Source organism: Ruegeria sp. THAF57 (assembly GCF_903914075.1).
Lineage (GTDB): Bacteria > Pseudomonadota > Alphaproteobacteria > Rhodobacterales > Rhodobacteraceae > Ruegeria.
In genome coordinates, this window is record NZ_CAIWNQ010000002.1 from 637,205 (window position 1) to 648,746 (window position 11,542).

The window sequence follows — 11,542 nt, forward strand, 5'->3', positions numbered from 1 at the left end:
GCTTGATTGACAGTCGCCCTACTGTGCGACGAATATTGTATTAGTCTAAGAACGAGTGACTTGCCGAACCGAACGTGACGGCTGATCGGGAAATGTAGTGATATGGGTTTTGTAATAAATATCAGCGAGGTGACAGGGTTCACCGGTAGCGGCACAGAGAATCTGGATATCTGGACAACCTCCGCTGATTTAAGTGACCCCACTGTTACAACGGTCACTGGTGACTTTGATCTGGACAACGATCGCATGGGGGATGGGGGATCTGATCCGGCTGGCGGCTATGTTTTTAGTTCACTTGTAACCCCGTATGGTCAACTGGTTACTGATGAGGACACCGGGGAATTCACCTTCATAATCGACCGGGCTGCAGTAATTGCATCCGGGTCTGATCAGGTTGTAAGCTTCACAGTTACAGCCACCGGTACTTTGGGCAGCAGTGATACAGACACCGTTGTAATCAACCTGCTCATCTGCGTGACCCGAGGCACGCTGATTTCGACTCCGGCTGGCGAGCGTCCGGTTGAGGATTTGCTGATCGGGGACGACGTTCTGACGGCGGATGGCCGGACGGAACAAGTTCGTTGGATTGGCAGCCGCTGCATTGACGCGGCCGAACTGGACCGGAACGATAGCCTGTTTCCAGTAAGGATACAGGGCAACGCCTTTGGTCGCGATGCGCCTAGTACCGATCTTTTGGTTTCGCCTCAGCACCGAATTCAGGTTCAGGAACCCTTGGCAGAGATGTTGTTCGGGCATCCGGCAGTTCTGGCCCCCGCTAAAGGCCTGCTGAATGATTCAACCATAACCGTCGATCGTTCGGTATCCGAGGTCGAATACTTCCATCTGGCGTTCGATCAGCACGAAGTCATCATGACCAACGGGCTTGCAACCGAAAGCTTTCACCCCGGCCCGACCAGCCTGGACGGAATTGACCGGGATGCCGCCAATGAGCTGTACGAGATTTTTCCCGGCCTTAGGTCCAACGCCAATGAATTTGGCCCCTCAGCGTTGCCCGGCCTTAAGCCGTGGGAAGCGGCCTTGCTCAGTAAATCTTCGAAAGTGGCATGAAACAGATCCTCGATGCCTCTGGCAAACCTCTTCCGCGGGAAGAGGCACCCGACCCGAAACTTTTGCGCGCTTATGGCGACGCCATGTTTCTGGCCTTTCGCAGCAGCTATCACAATCGGATGAGTGTCGCGAACCTGAGGCTGGCGTTTGAACCGCCGCTTGTACTGGGTCAGTACAGAATTTTCCGGTTCGATGAGGTTCCCCGTGCGATCTTTACCTGGGCCTTTCTGTCGGAAGACGCGGAAAAGAAACACATTCGGGGCGAACCGCTGATGCCGGATGATTGGAAGTCGGATGGTGGGCGGATGTGGGTGATTGATCTGATTGCCCCATACCGCAAGCTGATGCCAAGCATATGGAGCTGGGCCATGGTCCCGGGAAATGTCAGCGATGAAGGGTTTCGTTTCTGTCGACATCAGACCGAAGACAGGAACCGCAAGATTGTAGACATCGACTTTGGCCGCGAGGATCGAAAGCAGCGTATTTTGACCGAACAGGATTTCGTCTGACTTTTCGAAATGGGATTGGTTGATAACGCCAAACGCCAACAGACAACGAAGGCCCCTGACACCAGAAAAGACACACTCGGAAACCGGAATTCAGCATGATTGAATATAAACCAGGTGAAGATGTCGGGTCGCTTGAGCCCTGGCCTTTCGACAACCCCGAAAGCGACTATGTCATCAAGTCGGGATCGCCCACTGTATTCGGACGCATGGATGCTGGTGGATCAGGCCACACAATGCGTGTCGGTATTTGGCGCTGTACGCCCGGCGTGTTCGAGTGCACCGAACAGGGTGATGAATTGATGACCATTTTGTCGGGCAAATGCCAGTTGACGGACAAGACCACAGGTGAGGTCAGCACCCTGTGCACCAGAGATAGCCTTTTCATCCGCGATGGCAGTCGCGTGGAATGGAATGTCATAGAAGAGATCACGAAGGTTTTCTTTGGGCAAAAGCGGGATGGTTACCAATAATTTGTGTGCCCGCTAAGGGGCCAAACTGGCAACAGTAAGGTGACATTGGGCCTATCGGATTGAGATTAGGCGCTAATAAAGCCCACTTGGGAGGGGCAGCGTTCCTGTCAGCCTATGCAGGTTCTAAGTGTGCTTTCAGGTTTGCCCATTCGCACCGTTCACTTATTAAGTCGATGAAAACACTGAAATTATCCAGGTCTAGGAAGGTAATGTCAATTCGCGTGGACTTACTTATCCTGTGCAGAATTTTGACTAAATGGCGAAATTGTGTTCACAATCTGTCTAACTTCGTTCTGTTCCAGTTCATTTTCGGGTAACTTTGCAGTAACGAATCGAAGATTTATCAGTGTTCTGGCTTCACCAATTCGTGTGAATGCGCCCAGAGTTTGTGAGTGTTGAAAATGGTTATGACGTATATTCAGATGCCCAAAGACTCCAACTCCGAGTCTAAATCAACAGAAAACTGCTCGGAAAAAAATAGCGCCGGTGATTTGTTCTCGCGGTTCCGTGACGAGTCGAGGGGCGCGGTTCTTATCCTGCTAGCGATATTCCTTGTCCCCATGATGGTGTTCATCGGGCTTGCAATGGAGCTTGCGCTGACGGAAGACATTCGGGTCAAGCTTCAAAACACGTCGGATTCGGCCAGTCTTGCGTCAGCGGACCTTGAACAGGTTCTGGAACCTGAGGATGTGGTAAACGACTTTTTTGCAAAAGCGGGATTAGCCGATAATCTTCGGAACGTCACAGTCGTAAACACCGCGACCGAAAGAACGGTGTCTGTTGAATCTGATGCCTTTGTTCCAGCTTTGCTGACCAGGTTGGCTGGGCGCACCGGTTGGGATGTGCCGGTTGTTGGCGCCGCAACCGAATCTCGTCGTGATCTTGAAATTGCAGTTGCACTTGATAATTCCGGTTCCATGTCCTGGGCACCCGGATCGACCAGTGGACCCGCGGCCAACCCGTCGCGCATGGACTTGCTTATTCCTGCAGCCGAAGCTTTCGTCGATGCGGTGCAACCGAAACCCGGACAGCCGGGCACGACAACGATATCCCTTATTCCATTTGCCACACAGGTCTCTGTGGGTGAGGATTTGCTGAACAACTTCACGGTGTCGGCTGAACATTCGACATCGCATTGCGTAACGTTCAATTCCACCGCCGACTACACCACGACGGCCGTTCCGACGAACACGTTGCTGAACCGGACGGCGCATCACGACCCCTCCAGCACCGGATGGGATCTGAATACATACAACACGGTTTGCCCGACGGATTCAGCGCGCCGCGACATCGTTGCATGGTCCGAAGACCCGGAAGTTCTAAAAGCTCGTATCCGGGCGATGCAGCCATATGGCTATACATCAATCGAAATGGCGGCCAAATGGGGCGCGGCCATGTTGGACCCGTCTCTGCGGCCTGTTTTGTCTGCTTTGTCCGGGACACCAGGGTATGAGCATTTGTCGGGCCCTGCCGGACGCGGCATGCCCTATGATTTCAATAACCCTGATGCCTTGAAATACCTGATCGTGATGTCTGATGGCGCGAATACTCAGAACTTCGATATCAGACCGCCGTATCGCGAAGGCAACTCGCCTCTGTTCCGTTTGCCGGGCACGAACAATTATAGCTACTATCGGAACCGCAGTGGTACGGGTCGGGATTTCTATAGGGTTTCGGGCGATTACTGGAGTTTTACACCTGGTAATGGCGCGGTACAAATGACATGGCCAGAGGTTTGGGCCGATATGCCAGTGGACAGGTTCGTGGACAGCATCCTTTCGGAAGCGGACACTAGCCGCAGCGCAAATGGTCACTATAACCGGATCGTACGGACCCGTACGGGTACGTGGAAAAACAACCGTACCTCTGCCATCTGCCAAGCTGCCAAGGATAATGACGTGATCGTCTTTACGATCGGAATGGATACGTACGGTCAGGGTGACGCTACATTAGCTGATTGCGCATCTTCACCCGCGTATTTCTACGACGTCAACGGATTGGATATCGAAGAAGCCTTTGCGTCGATCGCTCGTCAAATCAACAAGCTGCGGCTTACGCAGTAATCCGGCTGGGGATTTGATCTGATGACGCGATACCTGACAAAACCCGATTCAGCCAAAACGCTAGCAAGGCGCGACGGTAAAATTCACGGCTTGGTCCGGCGCGCGCGTCGCTGGTGGCAGGACGAAAACGGTACGACACTGGTCGAATTCTCTGTTTGCCTACCGTTGCTTCTGCTGTTTCTGTTCATAACGCTTGAATTCAGTTACTTGATCGTGCGCCAAGTTGCGTTGGATCGCGCAACGGATGAAACCTTCCGCGAGCTACGGCTGGGTCTGATCAGTGAACCAACCCACGAAAAGGTAAAGACCGCAATTTGTGCAAAGTCTTTGGCGCAAGTGTCCTTGTGGGATTGCGACGAGAATTTGCTGCTGGAAGTGCGCCAGGTCGAGAAGTCTGATTGGGAATTTAACCTAAATGGCCGTGCGAATTGCCTGAATACATCGCCACCGGATGGATATGAGCCACCGATCGATTTCGCGGAAGGGAATGAAAACCAGTTGATGATCGCCCGCGCGTGCCTGATCCAGAGGTCACTGTTCCCACCAATGCCGATGCTTGCATCTCTTCGGCGCTATGATGACCTGGGGAATTTCGCTCTTATTTCCCGGTCAGCCTTTGTGAATGAGCCATTTTGATATGTTTGTTTTGTATAACGAGTTTCAGTCCATGTTACGGCGCTCAATAGGCCGTTTTGCACGCGATACAAGCGGTGCGGCCCTTGTTGAAATGGGGTTTGCCTTGCCCATTTTGATCTTGCTGACGACGGGTGCGTTGGTGGTGCAGGATGCAGTTCGCATGTCTTATTTGCGCTCCAAGGCAACCTATACGGTTTCCGACATGGTCAGCCGCGAAGACACCTTTATCGATGCAGACTACTTTGATGGTTTGAACAGCGTTTTCCGGTATATCGTGGGACCGCAACATCCTACCGAATTGCGGATTTCAACGATTGAATGCACGGCGGATTGTGACGATGAGGCGCAGCGTGTGCTCGAGTTCTGCTGGTCGTATCCTTCTTCGGGATTGTCAGCCCTGACCAATGATCAGATCGCGAGTTACGAAGCGCAAACGCCACTCTTTTCGGAAGGCGACACGCTTCTTATGACCGAGGCGTTTTTGGATTATACGCCCTTGTTCGGCGACTTCATTATGTCGCCCCAAACCTATGAGACCGTCGCGTTTACCCGTCCACGGATTGCCGGGCAGATCAAGTTTGACACCGGATCATTGGACACAGATGGTAACACAATCGTCAGAGATTGCTTTAACAACTGACTCACAGAAAACTTAAAGTTGCGCGCGTCTTTGCAGGTGGAATTGCCGCAATGCGACGGGGGCGTTCGCCGCTGTTTGGCTTGCCGGCGAACGGGTCGTTTAGTGCGCAAACACGAATACAAGTAAGTCAACTCCCGCTGACGCGCTGATTTCAAAACAAAAATCGGATACTCATGCGCCACTTGGCTCACCGCATGGTGGGTATTGGCTTTACTTTTCGAATTTCCGCGAAAAAACTTTTGCGGGCGTGTGGACAGAAGCAAAATCAACCATTGATAAGGGGCGGATGACTTTCCGAGATTATCGACGAAGACCCGCGAGACTCTACTACTCAAGGCCTGTTTGACCTTTCTCATGGCGCTGCTATTACTCATAAACTAGCCAAAGGCGTGAAATAGCGGAAAGAACGGAATATGGCGGACAGCTCTAACCTGGATATCGGCCCGGATAAATCCCTGCTTCTGGTGGATGATGACGAGCCATTTCTGAGACGGCTCGCCAAGGCGATGGAAAAGCGCGGTTTCGAGGTTGAGACCGCAGGCTCGGTCGCCGCAGGCCGCGCAATTTCTACCGCCCGTCCACCGGCCTATGCGGTTGTGGATTTGCGGCTTGAGGATGGCAATGGGCTAGACGTGGTCGAAGTGCTGCGTGAAAAGCGCCCCGACAGCCGCGTTGTGGTTTTGACCGGCTACGGCGCCATTGCCACGGCTGTTGCCGCCGTCAAAATTGGCGCGACCGACTACCTGTCGAAACCCGCCGACGCCACTGACATTACCAACGCACTGCTGGCCAAGGGCGACGAACTGCCCCCGCCCCCCGAAAACCCCATGAGCGCGGATCGCGTACGGTGGGAGCATATTCAAAGGGTTTATGAACTGTGTGATCGAAATGTCAGCGAAACGGCCCGACGCCTCAACATGCACCGCCGGACTTTGCAGCGGATTCTGGCGAAGCGCAGTCCGCGGTAGTGGTCACAGTTTCTTGACTTGTTATCTTTCGTCCCGTTGGCAAAGTTCTCGCTTTGGGACATCAGTTGCTAGACAGGGACCTTACAAATGATCGGCTATGTGACCATCGGCGTGTCGGATATGGAGCGCGCAAAGAAATTCTATACCGACCTTTTCTCGGATCGTGACGCGAAGGTGATTATCGACGCGGGACGCATCGCCTTTATTGGCAGCAAGCCCGGTGAGCCGATGCTGGCCGTTTGCGAGCCCTATGACGGGGGCGAGTGTTCGGTGGGCAACGGCAGTATGGTCGCATTTGCCGCTCAGTCCAAAGAGGAAAGCAAGGCATTGTACGACAAGGCCATCAGCCTGGGTGCAACCGACGAAGGCGAGCCTGGACAGCGTGTGCCTGACCGTTTCTACGGGTCGTATGTCCGTGACCCGGATGGCAACAAGCTGTGTTTCTTCGTCTTCGGCTAAAGCTGACGTAGCAGGGCCGCGTGCCGTTCCGTGTACGCCCGCCGCACCTCTACCGGCGGGCGTAAGACGATCTCCAGCCCCTCCATTAAGGTCTTATCCGGGCGGCCAAAGAACTTGGTCGCCTCTGCCTCAGAAAACCCGGCGATCTGCGTGGCCTCCATCCAGGCGCTGATCTTGTCGGCTTTCTTGATCTGCCGCTTGATCGTTTTAGGCACAGCGGCGGGCAGTCCGAACCGGATGTGGATCGCCGCCGCCAGCCTATCGTCCAGCGCGCCATAATCCGGGCCGACCGCGGATTTGACCGGTGAAATCATGTCCCCAATCACATATTCAGGCGCATCATGTAACAAAGCGGCAAGCTGCCATTTAATGGGCGCTTTGGGGGCGATCCGGCGAAAAAGCGCCTCGACCAGTAGGGAATGTTCGGCAACCGAATAGGCAAAATCCCCTGCGGTTTGACCATTCCAGCGCGCCACAAACGCCAGGCCGTGCGCGATATCTTCGATTTCAATGTCAACTGGCGTCGGATCCAGCAGGTCCAGCCTGCGACCGGATAGCATTCTCTGCCACGCTCTGGGTTGTGTTGCCATTATACCATGCCCGATTTCAACAGCGGCGATTGCGCAGCACTTTTGTGGTATGGTTTACCTGTCAAGATCACCAGCTGCCAACTTTTTCTTGAGCGATCGTGCTTTGAACAAGTGCGCGGTGATACCGACATCTAGTACCGAGGGGGGCGCATGCTCCTCCCGGTGTGCCCCTCTCGATCGTAACACGTATCGAAAGGAGCTTGCTATGTTCAAGCGTTTGTTTGGAATTGCACTGGCTTTTGGAATGGCCGCCACTGCACCCCCTGTATTTGCCCAGCAGAACACCTGTGCACAGCGTGATCACGTGATCGCCAAGCTTCAAGACAGCTACTCGGAACAGCTGGCCTTTGGCGGATTGCAGAAATCGCGCGGCTCGCAATCGGTGATGGAGGTCTGGACCTCTGAGGAAACGGGAAGTTTTACCGTTCTGGTGACGCATGCAAATGGTATCAGTTGCATCGTCTCTGTTGGCACCGACTTTTTCGAAGCCATTCCCAAGATCAAGGTAGACGGCACGCCAAGCTGATTTAGGCGTTAATAATCCCGTTTCCGGCCATCTGCGTTGCCACGTCCCCAAAGGGATGTTAGGGGCAATCCGGACCAAGATTTACCGGAATGGAGTACTTGATGGCCGGGGACTATATCGTCAAAGACATTTCATTGGCCGGGTTCGGCCGCAAAGAGCTGGATATTGCCGAAACCGAGATGCCGGGTCTGATGGCTCTGCGCACGGAATACGGTGACAGCAAACCTTTGTCTGGTGCGCGTATCGTTGGCTCGCTGCACATGACCATCCAAACCGCTGTTCTGATTGAAACGCTGGTGGCGCTGGGCGCGGATGTACGCTGGGCGTCATGCAACATCTTCTCGACCCAGGATCACGCCGCTGCTGCGATCGCCGAGGCGGGTATCCCCGTTTTTGCCATCAAGGGTCAGACGCTGGAAGAGCATTGGGATTATCTGGACAAGTCCTTCTTGTTCGACGAAGGCCCCAACATGATCCTTGACGATGGCGGCGACGCAACGCTGTACATCCTGTTGGGCGCACGCGCTGAGGCCGGCGAAGACATCATCCCTGTTCCGGGTTCGGAAGAGGAAGAGGTGATCAAGAAACAGATCGCCAAACGCATGGCAGTCAGCCCCGGCTGGTTCACCAAGATGCGCGACCAGATCCAGGGCGTGTCCGAGGAAACCACCACCGGTGTGAACCGTCTGTATCAACTGGTCAAAGATGGCCACCTGCCGTTCCCGGCGATCAACGTGAACGACTCGGTCACCAAGTCGAAGTTTGACAACAAATACGGTTGTAAGGAATCGCTGGTCGACGGTATCCGCCGCGCCACCGACACCATGATGGCCGGTAAGGTTGCCGTTGTCTGCGGTTATGGCGACGTGGGCAAAGGCTCGGCGGCTTCGCTGCGTGGTGCGGGTGCCCGTGTTAAAGTGACCGAAGTTGACCCGATCTGCGCGCTGCAAGCTGCAATGGACGGGTTCGAAGTCACCCTGCTGGAAGACGAAGTCGCCAGCGCGGATATCTTCATCACCACAACTGGCAACAAAGACGTGATCCGCATCGAGCATATGCGCGAGATGAAGGACATGGCCATCGTCGGCAACATTGGTCACTTCGACAACGAAATTCAGGTGGCCAGCCTGAAGAACCACAAATGGACCAACATTAAGGAACAGGTGGACATGATCGAGATGCCTTCGGGCAATCGTCTGATCCTGCTGTCCGAAGGCCGTCTGCTGAACCTCGGCAACGCCACCGGTCACCCTTCGTTCGTGATGTCAGCGTCCTTCACCAATCAGGTGCTGGCCCAGATCGAACTGTTCACTAAGGGTGATGAGTACGAAAACAAGGTCTACATCCTGCCCAAGCACCTGGATGAAAAAGTTGCCCGCCTGCATCTGGACCGGATCGGCGTGAAGCTGACCCAGATGGACAGCGAGCAGGCCGCCTATATCGGTGTAAAACCCGAAGGCCCGTACAAGCCGGAACATTATCGCTATTGATTTTGGCGAAAAACGGAACTGAAACGGCGGCCCGTCAGGTCGCCGTTTTTTTTGTGACTGATATTCAGCGCAAGGACGGAAAGAAATCGCCGCGACCTTCGGGCGTCAGGTCCAGTATATTCCAAAGCGGCCACGCGGCATCTATGTGCCGTGGGTGCCAGTCGCTGGGCTGGAAGAAAAGCTCGGAACCCCAGAAATGGCAGATTCCGTCCTGTGTACGTCGAAAGACGTTCAGGATGGGCAATTGGCTTCCGTCTTCGGCTTCGGCGAGATAGTCGCGCTGATACTCGGTGCCCAGCGCGGACAATAGCGGTAGGTCATGCCAACCCATCTTTGCTTGTAGGGCTGTTAGCTTTTCCGGCGTATTCTGGGCAACCACGGCAAAGCTGATCTTCTTTGAAAGGTGTGCAATCTGCCCGTTCAAGCCGTCCAGAAAGGCCGAGCACATCGGGCAGGGCAACTCTGCGTTTGGGCCGTACATCAGCGAATAAATTGCAAACGTATCATGTGAACCAAAGAGCGAGGACAGAGGCGCATCATCGCCCTGAAGGTTTCGGAACGCGTAGTCCTGCGGAATCTGGCCACCCGATGGAAGTTGGCGGCGCAAATTGGCGACGTCTTCTATCTTGGCGCGCAATTCTACTTCGGCGGCCAGCAGTCGGTTTCGCGCCTCACGATATGCGGGGCTTTCATTGGGCAAGGAAACGGTCATGGCATCCTCCTGGTAAAATAATTTAACACAAATGTTAAATAAAGGGCGACTTGAAATCAAGGTCGGGTTTTCTTTGCGGGGAAAGCCGGTGATTTTTCCCTTTGTTCAATTCCATATGACCATTACCGTGATTGGGGTGATGGGGAATTTCAAATCTACCCAATTCAGGAGATGACTATGGGAAAACGCGATGAGCTGATTGCCAAGTATGCAGAGGACCTGAAATCCAAATGCGGCATGGACGCGGATATGGATTTGCTGACCAAAGTCACCATCGGTTGTGGGCCGGCGATTTATGACGCTGATGCGTCAACGGTTGCGGCCACTCAGGAAGGTGAGCTTGAAACGGTCAAGAACAACTTTTTGATCAAGAAACTAGGATTGTCCGATGGCCCGGAACTGATGGAAGGGATCAAAAAGGCCCTGGACACCTATGGCCAGTCCGAGCGCAACAAGTATCGCGCGGTCGTCTACTACATGCTGACCAAACATTTCGGGAAAGAGTCGGTTTACGGATAAGTTTCCGCGCCACGGTCGCGCCCGCCGTACTAAAAGGGCGACTCAAATTTTAGATACTTGAGGTTTGAACGGCACCCGAGCCTTCGGCTAATGTCAGGGTGTGACCAGGACGGTCAGAACCAGATAATTCCATACGCGTGTGGTGAGTAGGGAGCACGCGGGGTAGGGAAGGTTCTGCATCCGTCAGAGCCTTCCCTTTATTATTCCGCTTGCGTCTGCCCCAGATCGCAAATCACCTGCCATTCGGCCTCGGTGACCGGTTGCACGGACAGCCGAGAGTTCTTGACCAATACCATATCGCCCAGACGCTCATCCGCTTTGATATCGTCCAAGGTCACCTGTGTCGTGAATGGGCGCACCGCTTTGATGTCCACACATTCCCAGCGGTCGTCATCTGTGGTGCTATCGGGGTGGGCCTCGGCGCAGACTTCGACGATACCAACGATCGCCTTGTCTTTTTGCGAGTGGTAGAAGAACCCCCTGTCGCCAACCGCCATCTGGCGCATGAAGTTTCGCGCCTGATAGTTGCGCACGCCGTCCCATTCTTCACCTGCGTCCCCTTTGGAGACCTGCTGGTCCCAGCTCCAGGTCGAGGGTTCGGATTTGAACAGCCAATACGCCATCAGCCCACGACCTTTTTCCACGCGATCAGGTCAACCGACTGGAACAGACCGGCCTTGGCATATGGGTCATTGTCGGCCCAGGCCTGGGCGGCGGCCATGTCCTCGACCTCGAGAATGATCAATGAACCGATCATCGCGTCACCGTCCAGCAAGGGCCCAGCCTGTGCGACAACGCCGGTTTCCTCGATATAGCCGAGATGCGCGGCGCGGTTGTCCAGACGGGTTTGTAGGGCGCCGTCCTTGTCGCGGGCGATAAGGGCAATGAGCAT

The 11,542-nt window shown here is 54.3% G+C and carries 15 protein-coding genes; 11 read left to right on the forward strand and 4 right to left on the reverse strand.

The window, feature by feature from the left end:
* Positions 1–102: 102 nt before the first annotated feature.
* The 8 genes from RUESEDTHA_RS07160 to RUESEDTHA_RS07195 all read left to right on the forward strand — a co-directional run bounded on the left by RUESEDTHA_RS07160 (position 103) and on the right by RUESEDTHA_RS07195 (position 6,813).
* A complete protein-coding gene (locus RUESEDTHA_RS07160) occupies positions 103–1,068 on the forward strand; it encodes a Hint domain-containing protein (protein WP_180885637.1) in 966 nt (321 codons plus the stop codon).
* Positions 1,065–1,577, forward strand: coding sequence for a toxin-activating lysine-acyltransferase (locus tag RUESEDTHA_RS07165; RefSeq protein WP_180885639.1), 513 nt, complete (start codon positions 1,065–1,067; stop codon positions 1,575–1,577). The genes RUESEDTHA_RS07160 and RUESEDTHA_RS07165 overlap by 4 nt, the downstream gene beginning before the upstream one ends.
* Before the next feature lie 95 nt (positions 1,578–1,672).
* The gene (locus RUESEDTHA_RS07170) at positions 1,673–2,047 is read left to right on the forward strand and encodes a cupin domain-containing protein (RefSeq protein ID WP_180885641.1); all 375 of its coding nucleotides are present in this window, start codon (positions 1,673–1,675) and stop codon (positions 2,045–2,047) included.
* Between the two features lie 407 nt (positions 2,048–2,454).
* Positions 2,455–4,110: a TadE/TadG family type IV pilus assembly protein gene (locus RUESEDTHA_RS07175; protein ID WP_180885643.1), complete on the forward strand. Its 1,656-nt coding sequence runs from the start codon at positions 2,455–2,457 to the stop codon at positions 4,108–4,110.
* Positions 4,111–4,131: 21 nt separating this feature from the next.
* On the forward strand, positions 4,132–4,746 hold the full coding sequence (locus RUESEDTHA_RS07180; protein ID WP_180885645.1) for a TadE/TadG family type IV pilus assembly protein: 615 nt from the start codon (positions 4,132–4,134) through the stop codon (positions 4,744–4,746).
* The gene (locus tag RUESEDTHA_RS07185) at positions 4,733–5,386 is read left to right on the forward strand and encodes a TadE/TadG family type IV pilus assembly protein (protein ID WP_180885647.1); all 654 of its coding nucleotides are present in this window, start codon (positions 4,733–4,735) and stop codon (positions 5,384–5,386) included. The genes RUESEDTHA_RS07180 and RUESEDTHA_RS07185 overlap by 14 nt, the downstream gene beginning before the upstream one ends.
* A gap of 413 nt (positions 5,387–5,799) precedes the next feature.
* Complete coding sequence (locus RUESEDTHA_RS07190) at positions 5,800–6,354, forward strand: ActR/PrrA/RegA family redox response regulator transcription factor (RefSeq protein ID WP_180885649.1); 555 nt, start codon at positions 5,800–5,802, stop codon at positions 6,352–6,354.
* Between the two features lie 87 nt (positions 6,355–6,441).
* The gene (locus RUESEDTHA_RS07195; RefSeq protein ID WP_171124018.1) at positions 6,442–6,813 is read left to right on the forward strand and encodes a VOC family protein; all 372 of its coding nucleotides are present in this window, start codon (positions 6,442–6,444) and stop codon (positions 6,811–6,813) included.
* Here the strand turns inward: RUESEDTHA_RS07195 and RUESEDTHA_RS07200 are convergent.
* A complete protein-coding gene (locus RUESEDTHA_RS07200; RefSeq protein WP_180885651.1) occupies positions 6,810–7,403 on the reverse strand; it encodes an HD domain-containing protein in 594 nt (197 codons plus the stop codon). The two genes, RUESEDTHA_RS07195 and RUESEDTHA_RS07200, sit on opposite strands and share 4 nt — an antisense overlap.
* 205 nt (positions 7,404–7,608) lie before the next feature.
* Here RUESEDTHA_RS07200 and RUESEDTHA_RS07205 point away from each other — a divergent pair, with 205 nt between their 5' ends.
* Positions 7,609–7,929: a hypothetical protein gene (locus RUESEDTHA_RS07205; protein ID WP_180885653.1), complete on the forward strand. Its 321-nt coding sequence runs from the start codon at positions 7,609–7,611 to the stop codon at positions 7,927–7,929.
* Between the two features lie 101 nt (positions 7,930–8,030).
* Positions 8,031–9,419, forward strand: coding sequence for an adenosylhomocysteinase (gene ahcY, locus RUESEDTHA_RS07210; RefSeq protein WP_180885655.1), 1,389 nt, complete (start codon positions 8,031–8,033; stop codon positions 9,417–9,419).
* Between the two features lie 64 nt (positions 9,420–9,483).
* On the opposite strand, the gene RUESEDTHA_RS07215 is transcribed toward ahcY, so the two are convergent.
* The gene (locus RUESEDTHA_RS07215; RefSeq protein WP_180885657.1) at positions 9,484–10,131 is read right to left on the reverse strand and encodes a DUF899 family protein; all 648 of its coding nucleotides are present in this window, start codon (positions 10,129–10,131) and stop codon (positions 9,484–9,486) included.
* Between the two features lie 177 nt (positions 10,132–10,308).
* On the opposite strand from RUESEDTHA_RS07215, the gene RUESEDTHA_RS07220 reads away from it, so the two are divergent.
* Positions 10,309–10,650, forward strand: a complete 342-nt coding sequence (locus RUESEDTHA_RS07220) for a DUF2853 family protein (RefSeq protein WP_180885659.1) — start codon at positions 10,309–10,311, stop codon at positions 10,648–10,650.
* A 200-nt stretch (positions 10,651–10,850) separates the two neighbouring features.
* Here the strand turns inward: RUESEDTHA_RS07220 and RUESEDTHA_RS07225 are convergent, their stop codons facing one another.
* A complete protein-coding gene (locus tag RUESEDTHA_RS07225) occupies positions 10,851–11,273 on the reverse strand; it encodes an EVE domain-containing protein (protein WP_180885661.1) in 423 nt (140 codons plus the stop codon).
* Positions 11,273–11,542, reverse strand: a complete 270-nt coding sequence (locus RUESEDTHA_RS07230) for a YciI family protein (RefSeq protein WP_170386865.1) — start codon at positions 11,540–11,542, stop codon at positions 11,273–11,275. Before RUESEDTHA_RS07230 ends, RUESEDTHA_RS07225 begins: the two co-directional genes overlap by 1 nt.